Source organism: Pseudomonas sp. Y24-6, assembly GCF_020295325.1.
Taxonomy (GTDB): Bacteria; Pseudomonadota; Gammaproteobacteria; order Pseudomonadales; family Pseudomonadaceae; genus Aquipseudomonas; species Aquipseudomonas gregormendelii.
Genome location: NZ_JACBXG010000005.1, coordinates 289573 through 307643 on the forward strand (window position 1 = coordinate 289573; position 18071 = coordinate 307643).

General features: G+C 61.1%; 14 protein-coding genes. 4 read left to right on the forward strand and 10 right to left on the reverse strand.

The genetic code is table 11. The features are described 5' to 3' along the window. The first annotated feature begins 45 nt into the window (after window positions 1–45). The 3 genes from HYI44_RS12225 to HYI44_RS12235 all read left to right on the forward strand — a co-directional run bounded on the left by HYI44_RS12225 (window position 46) and on the right by HYI44_RS12235 (window position 3283). Window positions 46–969 carry a LysR family transcriptional regulator gene (locus HYI44_RS12225; RefSeq protein ID WP_225569513.1) on the forward strand — a complete coding sequence of 308 codons (924 nt, stop codon included), beginning with the start codon at window positions 46–48 and terminating at the stop codon, window positions 967–969. 109 nt (window positions 970–1078) lie between these two features. Continuing rightward, the gene (xseA, locus tag HYI44_RS12230; RefSeq protein WP_225569567.1) at window positions 1079–2458 is read left to right on the forward strand and encodes an exodeoxyribonuclease VII large subunit; all 1380 of its coding nucleotides are present in this window, start codon (window positions 1079–1081) and stop codon (window positions 2456–2458) included. A 3-nt stretch (window positions 2459–2461) separates the two neighbouring features. Continuing rightward, window positions 2462–3283: a peptidoglycan DD-metalloendopeptidase family protein gene (locus HYI44_RS12235; protein WP_122840708.1), complete on the forward strand. Its 822-nt coding sequence runs from the start codon at window positions 2462–2464 to the stop codon at window positions 3281–3283. Between the two features lie 193 nt (window positions 3284–3476). Here the strand turns inward: HYI44_RS12235 and HYI44_RS12240 are convergent, their stop codons facing one another. Together HYI44_RS12240 and purL are read right to left on the reverse strand one after the other, a co-directional pair. Beyond that, window positions 3477–3788: a YqfO family protein gene (locus tag HYI44_RS12240; protein WP_122838828.1), complete on the reverse strand. Its 312-nt coding sequence runs from the start codon at window positions 3786–3788 to the stop codon at window positions 3477–3479. A gap of 5 nt (window positions 3789–3793) precedes the next feature. Continuing rightward, entirely contained in the window at window positions 3794–7690 is a 3897-nt protein-coding gene (gene purL / locus HYI44_RS12245; RefSeq protein WP_225569514.1) for a phosphoribosylformylglycinamidine synthase, read from the reverse strand. Window positions 7691–7964: 274 nt separating this feature from the next. Here purL and mltF point away from each other — a divergent pair, with 274 nt between their 5' ends. Beyond that, a complete protein-coding gene (mltF, locus tag HYI44_RS12250) occupies window positions 7965–9425 on the forward strand; it encodes a membrane-bound lytic murein transglycosylase MltF (RefSeq protein ID WP_122838826.1) in 1461 nt (486 codons plus the stop codon). A 98-nt stretch (window positions 9426–9523) separates the two neighbouring features. On the opposite strand, the gene pdxJ is transcribed toward mltF, so the two are convergent. From pdxJ to lptF, 8 genes are all read right to left on the reverse strand, one after another. Further along, window positions 9524–10270, reverse strand: a complete 747-nt coding sequence (pdxJ, locus tag HYI44_RS12255) for a pyridoxine 5'-phosphate synthase (protein WP_122838825.1) — start codon at window positions 10268–10270, stop codon at window positions 9524–9526. Between the two features lie 51 nt (window positions 10271–10321). After that, the gene (recO, locus tag HYI44_RS12260; RefSeq protein WP_045062136.1) at window positions 10322–11011 is read right to left on the reverse strand and encodes a DNA repair protein RecO; all 690 of its coding nucleotides are present in this window, start codon (window positions 11009–11011) and stop codon (window positions 10322–10324) included. Between the two features lie 170 nt (window positions 11012–11181). Next, window positions 11182–12084: a GTPase Era gene (gene era, locus HYI44_RS12265; RefSeq protein WP_059403406.1), complete on the reverse strand. Its 903-nt coding sequence runs from the start codon at window positions 12082–12084 to the stop codon at window positions 11182–11184. Then, a complete protein-coding gene (gene rnc, locus HYI44_RS12270; RefSeq protein WP_010463056.1) occupies window positions 12077–12766 on the reverse strand; it encodes a ribonuclease III in 690 nt (229 codons plus the stop codon). The genes era and rnc overlap by 8 nt, the downstream gene beginning before the upstream one ends. 184 nt (window positions 12767–12950) lie before the next feature. Further along, window positions 12951–13805 (reverse strand): signal peptidase I, encoded by an 855-nt coding sequence (lepB, locus tag HYI44_RS12275; RefSeq protein WP_225569515.1) that lies wholly within the window; start codon window positions 13803–13805, stop codon window positions 12951–12953. A 5-nt stretch (window positions 13806–13810) separates the two neighbouring features. Beyond that, window positions 13811–15610, reverse strand: coding sequence for a translation elongation factor 4 (gene lepA, locus HYI44_RS12280; protein WP_045062133.1), 1800 nt, complete (start codon window positions 15608–15610; stop codon window positions 13811–13813). Between the two features lie 171 nt (window positions 15611–15781). Further along, window positions 15782–16843 (reverse strand): LPS export ABC transporter permease LptG, encoded by a 1062-nt coding sequence (gene lptG, locus HYI44_RS12285; protein WP_122838823.1) that lies wholly within the window; start codon window positions 16841–16843, stop codon window positions 15782–15784. Further along, window positions 16836–17954, reverse strand: coding sequence for an LPS export ABC transporter permease LptF (gene lptF / locus HYI44_RS12290; protein WP_122838822.1), 1119 nt, complete (start codon window positions 17952–17954; stop codon window positions 16836–16838). The genes lptG and lptF overlap by 8 nt, the downstream gene beginning before the upstream one ends. Window positions 17955–18071: the final 117 nt, after the last annotated feature.

The window sequence follows — 18071 nt, forward strand, 5'->3', positions numbered from 1 at the left end:
CTAATATCTTCAAAGCCAATCACCCATCTGAAAAAGGCATACCTGGTGCTTTCGACTCGCCAACTGCGTTACTTCGTGGAAATCGCCGAGTGCGGCAGCTTCAGTGCCGCCGCCGAGCGCCTGTTTATCGCGCAGTCAGCCCTGAGCAGGCAGATGAAGGCGATGGAAACCCGCCTGCAAACCCCGTTGTTCGAACGCACGGCGCGCCAGCCACGCCTGACTGCCGCCGGGCATGCGTTCCTGCCCCGCGCCCGTAGCCTGCTGAACGAACTGTCCAAGGCCAGTGAAATGGCGACCCAGGTTGGAAACGGCCATCTCGGGACCTTGCGCCTGAGTCACTCCAGCACCGTGCCCATGAGTGGACGCCTGTTGCGTGGCCTAGGTGACTACCTGGACAGCCACGCCGGGGTTTCGATGGACATCGTCAAGTTATCGTCCGAGGAACAACTGGAAGCCCTGGCCGAGGGGCAACTGGACGTCGGCCTGTTGCGCCTGCCGGTGTTGCGTCAGCGCGACGGGGTGCAGGTGATCCCTTTGTACAGCGAGCGGTTGCTGCTGGCGGTTCCACCGAATCATCCTCTGGCTGTGGATAACTTTGTCCGCGGTGTCGACCTGGCGCGGCTGAAAGATGAAGCCTTCATTTCCATTCCTCATCCTCAACGTGGCGGGCTGAGTTACCTGTCAGCCGAGTTGTGCATGCGCCAGGGGTTCTTTCCCAAGGCCGCGCGGGTGGTGTCGCGCAAAACCACGCAACTGCAGCTTATCCAGGCCGGTTTTGGCATCGCGCTGCTGCCCGAATCAATGCAAGACATTGCACCGCCGGACATCCACTTCCTGCAGCTGGCGGATCCGGATTGCCAGAGCACCGTCGCACTCGCGTGCCGGCAGAAGCCTGCTCCGCTGGTTCAACGCTTCCTCCAGCATTTCAACGACACCCTGCAGGAGCTGCCGCAGGCTGCGATCTTTTGATCTGGATTTTCGGCGAGACTGGGATTTTTCAAAATCAAGAGATCGCAGCCTGCGGCAGCTCCTACGGGGATCGTGCATTGCGCAGGAGATTGCCTTTATCATGCGCCCCATGATTAAAGATCCCTTTGCAAGACTCGGCCTGGACCGTGAAGTCCTGACTGTCAGCCAGCTCAACGGCCGCGCGCGGGTGTTGCTGGAAGACGTGTTCAGCAACATCTGGGTCGAAGGCGAAATTTCCAACCTCGCCCGCCCGGCGTCCGGCCATGTGTATTTCACCCTCAAGGACAGCGGCGCCCAGGTGCGTTGTGCACTGTTTCGGCAAAACGCCGCCCGGGTCCGCCAGGCGCTGAAGGATGGCCTGGCGGTGAAGGTGCGCGGCAAGGTTTCGCTTTTCGAGGGCCGTGGTGATTACCAACTGATCCTCGACACCGTGGAGCCGGCCGGTGACGGAGCGCTGCGGTTGGCGTTCGATGCGCTGAAGGAAAAACTCAGCGCTGAAGGCCTGTTCAGTGCCGAACGCAAAGTGGCGCTGCCGGCGCATCCGCAACGCATCGGCATCATCAGTTCGCCGACGGGGGCGGTGATTCGCGACATCATCAGCGTGTTCCGCCGCCGTGCTCCGCAGGTTCAACTGACGTTGATCCCCACGGCCGTGCAAGGTCGCGAAGCCACGGCCCAGATTGTCAGGGCACTGAAGCTGGCGGATGCCCGAGGCTTTGACGCGTTGATCCTGGCCCGTGGCGGCGGCTCGCTGGAAGACCTCTGGTGTTTCAACGAAGAAGCCGTGGCCCGCGCGGTGGACGCCTGCGTGACGCCGATTGTCAGCGCGGTCGGTCACGAGACCGATGTGTCGATCAGTGACTTCGTCGCCGACGTACGCGCCCCTACCCCTTCGGCGGCTGCGGAGTTACTGGCGCCGGACTCCAGCGACCTGGTGCGCCGTGTCGAAAGCCTGCATCGGCGCCTGGTAATGCGCATTCGCGATCGCCTGATGCGCGATCGTCTGCGCCTGGAGGGCTTGTCCCGGCGCCTGCGTCATCCCGGTGAGCGCCTGCGTCAGCAAGCGCAACGCCTTGACGACCTGGACATGCGCATGCGCCGGGCCTTCGAGCGCAGTCTCAACACCCGGCGCGAACGTTTGATCCGCCTGGAAACCCGCCTCGCCGGCCAGCATCCCGGGCGCCAATTGGCGATGCTGCGCCAGCGCCTCGACAGTCTCGCGGAGCGCCTGCCCAGGGCCATGCGCGAAGGACTCAAGGACCGGCGCATGCAGCTGCAAAACCAGATGCAAACGCTGCACGTGGTCAGCCCCCTGGCAACCTTGGGTCGCGGCTACAGCATTCTGCTGGATGAGCGCGGCCATGCGATTCGTAATGCCGCCCAGACCCACACCGGCCAGCGTCTCAAAGCCAGGCTGGGCGAAGGCGAGCTGCAAGTCAGGGTCGAAGACAATCACCTGACGCCCGTCACCCTTTCTTTACTGGATTGATCCATGCCGCGCATTCTCGCCTCGCTGTTTTTGTTGTGCCTGACCTTCAACGCCCACGCCGACAGCTACATCACTCGCTTGCTCAACAAACCGGTGCCGGGCGGCGTGGCGGTGGTGGACCTGGGCACCTCTGCGCAACCACCCAAGGCCAGCTATCAAGGCAAGCCGGTGCTGGTGGTAAAGGAACAGAACAACTGGCTGGCCATTGTCGGCGTGCCGCTGACGGTCAAGCCTGGCCCCCAGCAAGTCAGCAGCGGCGGGCGCAACCTGGCGTTCACCGTTGGCAACAAGAAGTACCCGGAACAGCACATCACCCTGAAAAACACCCAGCAGGTCAACCCGAACCCGGCCAACCTCAAGCGCATTGAGGGTGAGCTGGCCGAGCAGATCAAGGCCTACCGCACCTTCAGCCCGAACACCCCGAGCAACCTGCTGCTGGACAAACCGGTCAACGGCCCCCTTTCCAGCAAGTTCGGCGTGCGCCGCTTCTTCAACGGCGAGGAACGCAACGCCCACTCCGGCCTGGACTTCGCCGTACCCGCCGGCACCCCGATCAAGACCCCCGCCGCCGGCAAGGTGATCCTGATCGGCAACTACTTCTTCAACGGCAACACGGTGTTCGTCGACCACGGCCAGGGCTTTATCAGCATGTTCTGCCACATGTCGAAAATCGACGTGAAAGTCGGCCAGCAAATGCCTCGCGGCGGCGTAGTCGGCAAAGTCGGCGCCACCGGCCGCGCCACCGGCCCGCACATGCACTGGAATGTAAGCCTGAATGATGCGCGGGTGGATCCGGCGATTTTCATTGGGGCGTTTCAGCCATGAGAAAGTAGGGTGAATTAATATGGCCAGACACGGCACCGGCCAAAAATGAAGTTAGCGAACTGAAGGGTTCCAAGCGACAACCTTGAAAACTTGTAGGAACCCTGCGAGGCACACGTCAGACGCGAGCTTACCGGCAACAAAAAACCCGCCGACCAAACTGGCCCAGCGGGTTTCCTGTCTCAGCAGCCAGAGATTAATAATCCTCCAGCCGCCACACCTCGTAAGCCGGTGTCTCATACGGGTGACTGAGCTTCAACGCGGCCACCACGGCCACGATCAGCTCATCCGCCACGACCAGCTCGACTTTCCATTCCTCGACCTGCTCGACCTCGCCAGCCTCGCCAATGAACGGCTGACTGCCGTCCAGCGGGCGGAACTGGCCCTGGCCCAGGACCTGCCACGAACAGTGGTCATAGGCACCGATTCGACCGCCACCGGCAGCGAACACAGCACTCTTGACCCCATCGACGTGGCTGGCCGGAACGAAAAAGGCGAGCTTGAACATGAGGCTTAGTTCACCCACACACGAGCGTTGCGGAACATGCGCATCCACGGCGCGTCTTCGTTCCAGTCTTCCGAGCGCCACGAGTTCTGCACAGCGCGGAATACACGCTCAGGGTGCGGCATCATGATGGTCACGCGACCGTCACGGCTGGTCAGCCCGGTGATGCCGCGCGGCGAGCCGTTCGGGTTGGCCGGATACTTCTCGGTGACCTTGCCGTGGTTGTCGACGAAACGCATCGCCACGCAACCCGACAGATCGGCTTCCAGCAACGCCTCTTCGCTGGCGAACTCGGCATGGCCTTCACCGTGGGCGATGGCGATCGGCATGCGCGAACCGGCCATGCCCTGAAGGAAGATCGAGTTCGATTCCTGGACCTGAACCATCGCCACGCGTGCTTCGAACTGCTCGGAACGGTTGCGCACGAAGTGCGGCCAGAACTCGCTGCCCGGGATCAGCTCGTGCAGGTTGGACATCATCTGGCAACCGTTGCACACACCGAGGGTGAAGCTGTCGTTGCGTTCGAAGAAGCCCTGGAACGCATCGCGAGCACGGCTGTTGAACAGCGCGGACTTGGCCCAGCCTTCGCCGGCACCCAGTACATCGCCGTAGGAGAAACCGCCGCAGGCTACCAGGCCCTTGAACTCGTTCAGGTCGACACGGCCGGCCAGGATGTCACTCATGTGCACGTCGATCGCGTTAAAGCCGGCGCGATCAAATGCCGCCGCCATTTCCACCTGACCGTTGACGCCCTGCTCGCGCAATACGGCAACCTGTGGGCGAATGCCTTTCTTGATGTAAGGCGCAGCGACGTCCTGGTTGATGTCGAAGCTCAGCTTGACGCTCAGGCCCGGATTGTCTTCTTCCAGCAGCACGTCGAACTCTTGCTCGGCGCAGTCGGCGTTGTCGCGCAGGCGCTGGATCTGGTAGCTGGTCTCGGCCCACTGACGTTGCAGCAGACGACGCTGACCTTCGAATACGGTTTCGCCGTTGAAGGTGATGTTGATCTGGCCATTGTTCATTGGCTGACCAACCACCGAGACGCACTCACCCAGGCCTGCGGCACTGAACTGCGCGAGGATATCCGGGGTGGCGTCCTGGCGCACCTGGATCACGGCGCCCAGTTCTTCGTTGAACAGGATCGCGGCGATGTCGGCGGAAGTCTCTGCCAGGCCGTCGAGGTTCAGGCTCAGGCCGCAGTGACCGGCAAACGCCATTTCCACCACGCTGGTCAGCAGGCCACCGTCGGAACGGTCGTGGTAAGCCAGCAGGTGACCATCGGCGTTGAGGCCCTGGATCACTGCGAAGAAGGCTTTCAGGTCTTCGGCATCGTCGACGTCCGGCGCTTGTTTACCGAGCTTGCCGTGAACCTGGGCCAGGATCGAGGCGCCCATGCGGTTCTGGCCACGGCCCAGGTCGATCAGGATCAGGTCGGTGGTGCCCTTGTCCATGCGCAGTTCCGGAGTCAGGGTCTGACGGATGTCAGCCACTGGCGCGAAACCGGTCACGATCAGGGACATCGGCGAGGTGACGGTCTTGTCTTCGCCGTTATCGTTCCAGCGGGTGGCCATGGACATGGAGTCCTTGCCCACCGGGATGGTGATACCCAGGTCCGGGCACAGCTCCATGCCAACCGCTTTCACCGTGTCGTACAGACGTGCGTCTTCACCCGGGTGACCGGCCGCGGACATCCAGTTCGCCGACAGCTTGATGTCGGAGATCTTGTTGATGCGCGAAGCGGCGATGTTGGTCAGGGTCTCACCAATGGCCATGCGGCCCGACGCCGGAGCGTCCAGCAGAGCCAGCGGAGTACGCTCGCCCATGGCCATGGCTTCACCGGTGTAGACGTCGAAGCTGGTGGCGGTGACGGCAACGTCGGCCACTGGAACCTGCCACGGGCCGACCATCTGGTCACGGGCCACGAGGCCGGTAATGGTGCGGTCGCCGATGGTGATCAGGAAGCTTTTGCTGGCGACGGCCGGGTGATGCAGGACGCGTTCAACGCAGTCGGCAATCTCGAGCGTCGACGGATCGAAGTCATCGCCCAGTTCGCTTTCACGAACAGCCGAGCGGTGCATGCGCGGAGCCTTGCCCAGCAGCACTTCGAGTGGCATGTCCACCGGGTTGTTGCCGAAGTGACTGTCGGTGACGGTCAGTTGCGGCTCGGCAGTGGCTTCGCCGACGACGGCAAACGGGCAACGCTCGCGTTCGCAGATCGCCTGGAAGCGTTCGAAGTCCGCAGGGCCAACCGCCAGGACGTAACGTTCCTGGGATTCGTTACTCCAGATTTCGTGCGGGGCCATGCCCGGCTCGTCGTTTGGAATGTTGCGCAGTTCGAAGCGACCGCCACGGTTGCCGTCGTTGACCAGTTCCGGGAAAGCGTTGGACAGGCCGCCGGCGCCGACGTCATGGATGAAGCTGATCGGGTTCTTGTCACCCAACTGCCAGCAACGGTCGATGACTTCCTGGCAGCGACGTTCCATTTCCGGGTTTTCGCGCTGTACGGATGCAAAGTCCAGGTCAGCCGAGCTGGTGCCGGTGGCCATGGACGAAGCCGCCCCGCCGCCCAGGCCGATCAACATGGCCGGGCCACCGAGGACGATCAGCTTGGAGCCGACAATGATCTCGCCTTTCTGTACGTGTTCGGCACGGATGTTACCCATGCCGCCGGCCAGCATGATCGGCTTGTGGTAACCGCGAACCTCGTCGCCACGGGGAGTGGTGATCGACTGTTCGAAGGTACGGAAGTAGCCGGTCAGGGCGGGACGGCCGAATTCGTTGTTGAACGCGGCGCCACCCAGTGGGCCTTCGATCATGATGTCCAGTGCGGTAACGATGCGCTCAGGCTTGCCGTACGGCACTTCCCAAGGCTGTTCGAAGCCCGGGATCTGCAGGTTCGACACGGTGAAACCAGTGAGGCCAGCCTTTGGCTTGGCGCCGCGACCGGTAGCGCCTTCGTCGCGGATCTCGCCACCGGAACCGGTGGATGCGCCCGGGAACGGGGCGATCGCGGTCGGATGGTTGTGGGTTTCCACCTTCATCAGGATGTGCACCGGCTCCTGCACCGCGCCGTACTGGCGGGTTTCAGGGTCCGGGAAGAAACGACCGGCGACGTTACCGACGATCACCGAGGCGTTGTCCTTGTATGCAGAGAGGACGCCTTCGCTGTGCATCTGGTAGGTGTTCTTGATCATGCCGAACAGGCTTTTTTCCTGGCTCTGACCGTCGATGTCCCAACTGGCGTTGAAGATCTTGTGACGGCAGTGCTCGGAGTTGGCCTGGGCGAACATCATCAGTTCGATGTCGTGTGGGTTGCGCTTCAAGCCGACGAAAGCGTTGACCAGGTAGTCGATCTCGTCTTCGGCCAGGGCCAGGCCCAGCTCGGTGTTGGCTTTTTCCAGCGCGGCGCGGCCGCCGCCCAACACGTCGATCGCGGTCAGGGGCTTGGGCTCGGCGTGGCTGAACAGACCTGCGGCCTGCTCCAGGTTGGCCAGGACGATCTGGGTCATACGGTCGTGCAAGGCGTCCGAGATAAGCTGCGCTTCAGTTTCGCTGAACTGGCCGGCGACATAGAAGGCGATGCCGCGCTCAAGGCGCTGGATCTTGCCCAGGCCGCAGTTGCGAGCGATGTCGCTGGCTTTGCTGGACCAGGGCGAGATGGTGCCGAAACGTGGCAACACCAGGAACAGACGACCGGTCGGCTCCTGTACTGGGACAGTTGGGCCGTACTTCAGAAGGCGCGCGAGCACCTGCTGTTCGTCGCCGGTCAGGACGCCGGTAACTTCGGCGAAGTGAGCGAATTCAGCATACAAGCCGCTGACAGCCGGAACGCATCGGCAAAGTTGCTCAAGGAGTTTGCTGTGGCGAAAGGCAGAAAGGGCAGGAGCGCCGCGCAGGATCAACATCTTCGGGACAGCCTCGGGAAGGGGTGTGCTTTGAGGCCGTGCATTCTAGCCTAAACCGCCCGCGACATCACCCGAAACGGTACGCACGGCCGTACCCGAACGTCGGGCCGGGGTTCCAGGGCAGAAACAGGAGGGGCTCAGCGCTTATTTTTTCCATCAAGATGCGCCGTAAAAGCCCATTCCTGCGGGCTGTGCGCCGTTTTTTGCGGCTCTAGCAGACTGGCCCGGTGCTGTCGAGATATGGCGCTCGTGGTCCTTTGCGTATACTGCGCAGATGTTTTCCCCAACGGCTTTGCGTCCGCGGTACGCCAAATGGCTGATCGCAACCGGACTCTTCCTGATGCTTGGTGGCTGTGTTGATAAACCCAACACACTCGAGCGTGTAAAGGAGGATGGCGTGCTGCGGGTGGTTACCCGAAACAGCCCCGCCACCTACTTCCAGGATCGCAGCGGTGAAACCGGCTTTGAATACGAGCTGGTGAAACGTTTCGCCGACGATCTGGGGGTCGAGCTGAAAATCGAGACCGCCGACAATCTGGACGACCTGTTCAATCAGGTGGGCAAGCCCAACGGCCCTGTGCTGGCTGCTGCCGGACTGGTCAGCAGCGAGCAACGCAAAAAGCAGGTGCGGTTCTCCCACTCCTACCTGGAAGTCACCCCGCAGATCATCTATCGCAACGGCCAGTCACGGCCTACCGATGCGGGGGATCTGGTGGGCAAGAAGATCATGGTGCTCAAGGGCAGTACCCACGCCGAGCAACTGGCGGAGCTGAAACGGAAGTTTCCGCGCATTGAATACGAAGAGTCCGACGCCGTTGAAGTCGTGGACCTGTTGCGCATGGTCGACGAAGGCCAGATCGACCTGACCCTGGTCGACTCCAACGAAGTGGCGATGAACCAGGTCTACTTCCCCAACGTGCGGGTCGCCTTTGACCTGGGTGACGCCAGCAACCAGAGCTGGGCCGTGGCAGCAGGCGAAGACAACAGCCTGCTCAACGAGATCAACGACTACCTCGACAAGGTCAAGAAGAACGGCACCCTGCAACGCCTGAAGGACCGCTACTACGGTCACGTCGACGTGCTCGGCTACATGGGCGCCACGACCTTCGCCCAGCATTTGCAGCAACGGCTGCCCAAGTACGAACAGCACTTCAAGGCCTACGCCAAGAAAGAAAAGGTCGACTGGCGCCTGCTGGCGGCGGTGGGTTATCAGGAATCCCTGTGGCAAGCGGCCGTGACATCCAAGACCGGCGTGCGTGGCCTGATGATGCTGACCCAGAATACTGCGCAGGCCATGGGCGTATCCAATCGCCTGGACCCCAAGCAGAGCATCATGGGCGGCGCCAAGTACCTGGCTTACATGAAGGAACAGCTGGACGACTCCATCAAGGAGCCAGACCGCACCTGGTTTGCCCTGGCGGCCTACAACGTCGGCAGCGGCCACCTTGATGACGCGCGCAAGCTGACCGCGAAGGAAGGGCTGAATCCGAACAAGTGGCTGGACGTGAAGAAAATCCTGCCGCGCCTGTCGCAGAAGCAGTGGTACAGCAAGACCCGCTATGGTTATGCCCGGGGCGGTGAGCCGGTGCATTTTGTGGCGAACATCCGCCGGTATTACGACATCCTGACCTGGGTGACACAGCCACAGCTTGAGGGTGATCAGGTGGCTGAAGGCAATTTGCATGTGCCGGGGATCGACAAGTCCAAGCCGAACCAGGAATCGCCGCAGCTTTAAGGCAAAAAGATCGTCCGAACACGGCTCGAGCCTTGCGCAGCTCCTACAGGGTTATGCGTACACCCGTAGGAGCTGCCGAAGGCTGCGATCTTTTGATCTTAACCCTTCAACGCAGCAGCCAGAATCAGCGCCTTCATCTCGGAAACAGCCGACTTGAACCCCACAAACAAAGCATGCGCCACCAGCGCGTGGCCGATATTGAGTTCGTTGATGCCCTTGATCGCAGCCACCGCTTCAACGTTGTGGTAGTGCAGACCGTGGCCGGCGTTGACGATCAAACCCTGGGCCAGACCAAAAGCCACGCCATCCGCTACACGCTTGAGCTCTTCAGCCACTTGCGTCGGCGTCTCGGCGTCCGCGTAACGCCCCGTGTGCAGTTCGATGGCCGGCGCACCCACTCGGCGGGACGCTTCGATCTGGCGCTCGTCCGCGTCGATGAACAACGACACCTCGCAGCCAATTTTCGCCAGGCGGTCCACCGCCGCCTTGATCCGGGCCTCCTGCCCCGCTACATCCAGCCCGCCTTCAGTGGTCAGCTCCTGGCGAGTTTCCGGGACCAGGCAAATGTGCGCAGGGCGGATGCGCTCGGCGAACACCATCATCTCTTCAGTGACGCCCATCTCGAAGTTCATGCGGGTCTGCAGCACATCCTTGAGCAGCAGCACGTCGCGTTCCTGGATATGGCGACGGTCTTCGCGCAGGTGCACGGTGATGCCGTCAGCGCCCGCCTCTTCCGCGTCCAGCGCGGCCTTGACCGGATCCGGGTAACGAGTGCCCCGGGCCTGACGCAGGGTGGCAACGTGGTCGATGTTCACGCCAAGAAGAATGCGATTGCTGGTGGTCACGGAAGCGCTCCTGAAGAGGGGAAAGTTCGGTGCACAGCATACACGGGGATTTTACGGCTTTCGAAACAACTCTCGGGAAACCAGGGGACGACCGCCCAGATGCACGGCAAGTGCCTGGCGCATCAACCGTTTTGCGGCCGATAAAGCACCCGGTGCCGACCAGTCCGCTTCGGCCATGGCCAGCAATTCGGTGCCGTTGAACAGCCCGGGCTGCAACAGGTACACCCGCTCCAGCCCCGCGTCCACCTGCAGGCGATACAGACCGTCCGGCGCTACAGGCTCACCGTGGATATCCGTGCCGAGCGCGAAGCCGTAGCCCAGATCATCGAGCAACCGCCATTCAAAGGAGCGCAGCAACGGCTCCAGCGGACGACCTTCGGCCAGCGCCAGCAACGTCGCGGCGTAGTGGTCGAACACACCCGGCAGCGGGTCTTCGGCGGGTAGCAGGCGAATCAGCAGCTCATTGAGGTACAGGCCACTGAACAGCGCTTCGCCGTTGAGCCAGGTGGAAACCCCCGAGGCTTCCATCCGCCCTACGTTCTTCAGCTCCCCTCGCCCGCGAAATTCGACTTCCAGGGGCACGAAGGGCCTGGCCAACGTCCCGGCCTTGCCCCGCGCACTGCGCAACACCGCCCGCAGCCGACCCTGCGGCGTAAGGAAGTCGACCAACGCGCTGCTCTCGCGGTAGGCGCGGGAGTGAAGTACGAAGGCGGGCTGGGGGATGGGTGGGGTTTGCGACATGGAAGTCAGGGTTCTCGAAGAAAGTGCGCAGCTCTACAAACAACAAAAACCAATGTGGGAGCGGGCTTGCCCGCGATGGCGGACTTACATCCAACACATATATTGAATGTTACATCCTCATCGCGGGCAAGCCCGCTCCCACAGGTTCTGCGGTGCAGCGTCGATCGGGTTTACAGGTCGCCGTAACCCAGCGAACGCAGCGCGCGCTCGTCATCGGACCAGCCGCCTTTCACTTTCACCCAGAGGTTGAGCATGATCTTGGAGTCGAACAGCAGCTCCATGTCCTTGCGCGCCTCGGTGCCGATGCGCTTGATGCGCTCGCCCTTGTCGCCAATGATGATCTTCTTCTGGCCGTCGCGCTCGACGAGGATCAAGGCATGAATATGCAGGGTCTTACCCTGCTGCTTGAACTCTTCGATTTCGACGGTGATCTGGTACGGCAGCTCTGCACCCATCTGGCGCATGATCTTTTCGCGCACCAGTTCGGCGGCGAGGAAGCGGCTGCTGCGGTCGGTGATCTGGTCTTCGGGGAAGAAGTGATCGTTTTCCGGAAGGTAGCCGGCAATCACCCGCTCCAGCGCTTCGAGGTTGTGCCCGTGCTGGGCCGAGATCGGCATGATCTGCGCGTTCGGCAGCTGCTCCTGCAACCAGCTCAGGTGCGGCATCAGCTCGGCTTTGTCTTCGATGCGATCCGTCTTGTTCAACGCCACGATCAGCGGGCCGGTCACGTACTGGACGCGCTCCAGGACCATCTGGTCCTCGTCGGTCCACTTGGTGCGGTCGACTACGAAGATCACCACGTCCACGTCTTTCAAGGCTGCAGAGGCCGTCTTGTTCATGTAGCGGTTGAGGGCTTTTTCGCCACCTTTGTGCATGCCCGGAGTGTCGACGTAGATCGCCTGCACGGCGCCTTCGGTCTTGATGCCCAGCATGTTGTGGCGGGTGGTTTGCGGCTTGCGCGAAGTGATCGCGAGCTTCTGGCCGAGGATGTGGTTCAGCAACGTGGACTTGCCCACGTTGGGACGGCCGACGATGGCAACATAGCCACAGCGTGTTGCGGTTGAATCAGTCATTGCCATTCTCCACACCCAGGGCAATCAGTGCTGCGGCGGCCGCTACCTGTTCGGCAATACGACGACTCACACCCTGACCTCGGCTTTTTTCATTCAATAAGGTGATTTCACATTCGACGAAGAACGTCCGGCAATGCGGCTCACCCTGGATATCCACCACTTCGTAACGCGGCAGCTCACACCCACGCGATTGCAGGAATTCCTGCAGGCGGGTCTTTGGATCTTTGTTGGTGTCGACCAGCGTCAGGCCTTCGAACTCACCGGCCAGCCAGGCCAGCACGCGCTCGCGCGCCATGTCCATGCCCGCGTCCAGGTAGATTGCACCAATCAGCGCTTCCAGGGCATCGGCCAGAATCGACTCGCGACGAAAACCGCCGCTCTTCAACTCGCCAGAGCCCAGGCGCAGGTACTCGCCCAGATCGAAACCGCGGGCCAGTACCGCCAAGGTCTCACCTTTCACCAGGCGTGCGCGCAAACGCGACAACTGACCTTCGCGAGCCAGCGGGAAGCGATCGAACAGCGCCTCGCCAGCGACGAAATTGAGGATGGCATCACCGAGGAATTCCAGGCGTTCGTTGTTGCGCCCGGCAAAGCTGCGGTGAGTCAGGGCCAGGACCATCAGTTCCTGGTCCTTGAAGGTGTAGCCGAGCTGACGCTCTAGACGGCTTAAGGAAACGCTCACGGTGTACCCACGCTGAGTTCGTGGCTGGATTCCACCGCCATCGCCGGGGTGCGGCGCAGGCTTGGGACAATTAACGCTGTGTTCAAAAATTACGTCCTGAATATCATTGTTTTCATGCCTCGGGCGCCGATTGTAGCGGCTCCAGAAATGCATTCGGCGCTGTGTTCAACAGCGCCGTGTGTGATTACTTGATCAGGCCAACCCGCGAGAAGTTCGGCAGGTGACTGAGTTTGGGTTCAGGCCAGCTCATCCAGACCGCGAAGGCCTTGCCGACGATATTCTTGTCGGGGACCATGCCCAGCAGGTCCTTGGGAATGCTTGGATCATCCCAATAGCGACTGTCGTTGGAGTTGTCGCGGTTGTCGCCCATCATGAAGTAGTGCCCGGCGGGCACGGTCCACGAACGGTCCGGCGTTGCGCGATAGCGGCTCATTTCCTTGCGGATCAGGTGCTCGGCGACACCGAGTTTTTCCTTGTAGAGCTCGGCACTGCCCAGGGTGCCCGGCTCGGAGCCGACCAACTGCTCGGCAACGGACTCGCCGTTGACGAACAGGCGCTTGTCGGCGGTGTAGCGAATCTGGTCGCCCGGCAGGCCCACTACACGCTTGATGTAGTTGACGTTCGGATCGCTCGGATAGCGGAAAACCATCACATCGCCGCGCTGCGGGTCACCGATTTCGATGACTTTCTTGTCGATCACCGGCAAGCGGATCCCGTAGGAGAACTTGCTCACCAGAATGAAATCGCCAACGTCCAGGGTCGGTTTCATCGAGCCGGATGGAATCTGGAACGGTTCCACCAGGAACGAACGCAGCACCAGCACGATGAACAACACCGGGAAGAACGACTTGCCGTATTCGACCAGCAGCGGTTCCTTGTTCAGTTTTTCGACCACCATCCCGTCAGGCTGGCTGACGCTGCCCTGATAGGATGCAATGGCTGCACGCCGACGCGGCGCGAGAAAAACCAGATCGAGCAACGCCAACAGGCCGCAGACGAACACGGCGATGACCAGCAACAGCGGGAAATTTAGTGACATAGGACCTAACTATCCAACCTGAGCACTGCAAGGAAGGCTTCTTGTGGAATTTCCACGTTGCCGACTTGCTTCATGCGTTTCTTACCGGCCTTTTGCTTTTCAAGCAGTTTCTTCTTACGGCTGACGTCGCCGCCGTAGCATTTGGCCAATACGTTCTTTCTGAGTGCCTTGACGGAGGTTCGCGCAATGATCTGCCCGCCAATGGCGGCCTGGATCGCGACGTCGAACATCTGGCGCGGGATCAGTTCTTTCATCTTCTCGGTCAACTGGCGACCTTTGTAGTGCGCGTTATCCTTGTGCACGATCAGCGCCAGGGCGTCGACCTTGTCACCGTTGATCAGCACATCCAGTTTCACCAGGTTAGCCGACTGATAACGATCGAAATGGTAGTCCAGCGAAGCATAGCCGCGGCTGGTGGACTTCAGGCGATCGAAGAAGTCCAGGACCACTTCGTTCATCGGCAGATCGTAGGTCACCTGGACCTGGGTACCGAGGAACAGCATGTCGTGCTGCACGCCACGCTTCTCGATGCACAGGGTAATGACGTTGCCCAGGTGCTCTTGCGGCACAAGAATGTTGGCCCGCACGATCGGCTCGCGCATGTCTTCGATGGAAGACAGGTCTGGAAGCTTCGACGGGTTGTCGACGTAAATCGTTTCACCGGTTTTCAGCAACAGCTCGAAAATTACCGTCGGCGCCGTGGTGATCAGGTCCAGGTCATACTCGCGCTCCAGGCGCTCCTGGATGATCTCCATGTGCAGCATGCCGAGGAACCCGCAACGGAAGCCGAAGCCCAGGGCGTCGGAGCTCTCGGGGGTGTACTGCAGCGACGAGTCGTTGAGGGTGAGCTTTTGCAGGGCCTCACGGAAATCTTCGAAGTCGTCGGAGCTGACCGGAAACAGGCCGGCGTAAACCTGCGGCTGAATGCGCTTGAAACCCGGCAGAACGTCGACGTCCGGGGTCGAGCTCAAGGTCAGGGTGTCACCCACCGGCGCACCGTGAATGTCCTTGATGCCAGCGATGATGAAGCCTACTTCACCGGCCTTCAGGTCAGTGGTAGCGGTATGTTTAGGGTTGAATACACCGACGCTGTCCACCAGGTGGATCTTGCCGGTGGACTTGACGAGGATCTTGTCGCCCTTCTTCACGCGGCCATGGCGCACGCGTACCAGGGAAACAACGCCCAGGTAGTTGTCGAACCAGGAGTCGATGATCAACGCTTGCAGCGGATCTTCGTAGTTGCCGGTCGGCGCAGGAATGGTGCGCACCAGACGCTCGAGGACTTCATCGACGCCCAGGCCGGTCTTGGCGCTGCACTCGACGGCATCAGTGGCATCGATGCCGATGATCTTCTCGATTTCTTCCTTCACGCGGTCCGGATCGGCCTGCGGCAGGTCGATCTTGTTCAGCACGGGCATGACTTCCAGGCCCTGCTCGATCGCCGTGTAGCAGTTGGCAACCGACTGCGCTTCCACGCCCTGGCCAGCGTCGACCACCAGCAAAGCACCTTCACAGGCCGCCAGCGAGCGGCTGACTTCATAGGTGAAGTCAACGTGGCCCGGGGTGTCGATGAAGTTCAGCTGGTACTTGATGCCATCGCGAGCGGTGTAATAAAGGGTGACGCTGTGGGCCTTGATGGTGATCCCGCGTTCACGCTCCAGGTCCATGGAGTCCAGTACCTGGGCTTCCATTTCGCGCTCGGCAAGGCCGCCGCACATCTGGATGAATCGATCGGCCAGCGTCGACTTGCCATGGTCAATGTGGGCGATGATGGAGAAATTGCGGATATGACTCAAATCACTCACGGATCAACACTCAAAAAGGCTGCAGGCATAGCCCGCCGAAAAATAGCCGGGAATTGTACCTGATCCACGGCGCAAGCGTCACCTGCGCAGGTCGGACGGCACTGACAAAAACGCCCCGGTCTCACGACAAGGGCGTTTTTTATTGGCTCGTTGCTCGGGAAATACCCGGAATCAACCGGCCCGGCGCAACAACCAGACCCCAGCCAGGGCGCACACGCTGGCAGGCACCAGCACCGCAAACAGCGGCGAGAAACCGAACACCAGGCTCGATGGCCCCAGCAGATCCTGGACGATTCGGAAGGTGAACCCCACCAGTACACCGGTGAACACCCGCTGACCGAGGGTCACCGAGCGCAGCGGACCAAAGATGAAGGAGATCGCCATCAGCACCAGTGCCGCAGTGACCAGCGGCTGCAACACCTTGACCCAAAATGCCAACCAGTAACGGCCGTTATTCAGCCCCTGGTCGGCCAGGTAATGGATATACCCCCACAAACCGGAGATCGACAGAGACTCTGGCGCCATGACCACCGTGCTCAGGAGTTGCGGACTGAGGGCAACTTCCCAGCGCTCGACCGGGGCCGCGACCACTTCAGTGTTCTTTTCATGGAATACCGTGGTGGTGACATCGCTCAGCTGCCAGTGGTCCTTGTCGAACTCCGCGCGCTTGGCGAAGCTGGCCGACAGCATGTGACGCTCTTTGTCGAAGCGATAGCGGGTGACGCCGTACAGCACACCGTTGGGTTGCACCGAGTTGACGTGAATGAACTCGTCACCCTGGCGATGCCACAGGCCGTGGCGGGCACTTTGCGCGTCACCGCTGCCCTGGGCCAGCGAACGATTGGCCTGGGCAGCGCTTTCGGTGGCCGGCGCAACGTATTCGCCGATCAGGACTCCGACAACCATCAGCACCAGCATCGGCTTCATGACTGCCCAGACGATCCGGCCAATGGACACGCCAGCGGCGCGCATGATGGTCAGTTCGCTGTTGCTGGCCAGGCTGCCCAGGCCGATCAGACAGCCGATCAATGCCGCCATCGGCAACATGTCGTACAAACGTCGGGGGGCCGTCAGCAGGACGTAGCTCAACACGTCCAGCAAGGTGTAGGTATCGCTGGCATCGCCCATCTCGTCGATGAAGGCGAACAGCGTCGCCAGACCGAGAATGATGCCCAATACGGCCAGAATGGCCACGAAAACACTGCTACCAATGTAGCGATCCAGCTTAACCACGGGCCACCTCCAGCGCGCTGCGGCGACTCGCCATCTTCAGGCGCAGGGGCTCCCAATAGAGCAAGCCCAACCCAATTGCCAGGAAGATACCGTGCACCCACCACAAGCCGAGGGCCATCGGGATCTTGCCTTTTTCGAGCGCGCCGCGAGCGGCAATCAGGATGGTCAGGTAGGCCATATAAAGAAGAATCGCTGGCAGCAGCTTGAGGAACCGCCCCTGGCGCGGATTCACTCGCGACAGCGGTACCGCCATCAGGGTGACAATGAAGACCAGCAACGGCAGGGACATGCGCCATTGCAATTCGGTGCGCGAGCGAACGTCGTCGCTGCCTATCAGGCTACTGGTGGGCATGGCATCGCGGTCGGTGACTTCGTCGCTGACATCCGGCTTGGGCAGCAGCACGCCGTACTCGTCGTACTTGATGGCGCGATAGTCGGCCTGGCCCGGCTTGCCGTCGTAGCGATAGCCATTGTCGAGAATCAGGTAGCGGTTGCCGTCAGGGCGGATTTCCTGGCGACCCTTCTCGGCCACCAGCACGGAAATCCCGCGATCCTTCTGGTCGGTGCTGGTGTTCTTCTGGGAAATGAACACGCCACCGAGGTTGATGCGATCGTCCGTCAGGGTCTCGGTATAGGTCACCCGCGTTCCGTCACGCAGGGCCTGGAAGCGGCCCGGTTCCAGGGTGTCGAATTCAGTCAGGGCGTCTTGCTTGTTCAGCAGCAACTGGAACTGGTTGGCCCCTTGTGGCGCAAGGCTCAGGCTCAGCCATGCCACCACCAATGCCACCAGGGTGGCCGGGAACAGGGTCATGGCGAACAGGCGTTGCTGACTCATGCCGGTGGCCGACAACACGGTCATTTCGCTTTCGAGGTACAGGCGACCGTAAGCCAGCAGAATGCCCAGAAACAGGCCCAGCGGCAGGATCAGTTGCAGAAAGCCCGGCAGACGAAACCCCATGATCAGGAACAGGGAGCCTGGATCCAGCAGGCCCGCAGCGGCCTGGGCGAGGTATTTGATGAAGCGTCCGCTCATGATGATGACCAGCAGCACGGCGCTGACGGCGCTCAAGGTCAACAGGACTTCGCGGGATAGGTAACGAAAGACAATCAAACCAGACACTCCAGGGTTGTCAGGCGAAGGCGGCCAAACAAGCAAACGTCGCAGGCGGACCGCAAAGCAGGGCCGCCGAAAAAGATGGCGCATTATCCTGTGATTGCATGCGCCTGT

Excerpts from the sequence above, each read along its gene's own strand:
- xseA (WP_225569567.1), top strand. The coding sequence starts at position 1,079 with ATGATTAAAGATCCCTTTGCAAGACTCGGCCTGGACCGTGAAGTCCTG.
- HYI44_RS12235 (WP_122840708.1), top strand. The coding sequence starts at position 2,462 with ATGCCGCGCATTCTCGCCTCGCTGTTTTTGTTGTGCCTGACCTTCAAC.
- HYI44_RS12240 (WP_122838828.1), bottom strand. The coding sequence starts at position 3,788 with ATGTTCAAGCTCGCCTTTTTCGTTCCGGCCAGCCACGTCGATGGGGTC.
- purL (WP_225569514.1), bottom strand. The coding sequence starts at position 7,690 with ATGTTGATCCTGCGCGGCGCTCCTGCCCTTTCTGCCTTTCGCCACAGC.
- mltF (WP_122838826.1), top strand. The coding sequence starts at position 7,965 with ATGTTTTCCCCAACGGCTTTGCGTCCGCGGTACGCCAAATGGCTGATC.
- recO (WP_045062136.1), bottom strand. The coding sequence starts at position 11,011 with ATGTCGCAAACCCCACCCATCCCCCAGCCCGCCTTCGTACTTCACTCC.
- era (WP_059403406.1), bottom strand. The coding sequence starts at position 12,084 with ATGACTGATTCAACCGCAACACGCTGTGGCTATGTTGCCATCGTCGGC.
- lepB (WP_225569515.1), bottom strand. The coding sequence starts at position 13,805 with ATGTCACTAAATTTCCCGCTGTTGCTGGTCATCGCCGTGTTCGTCTGC.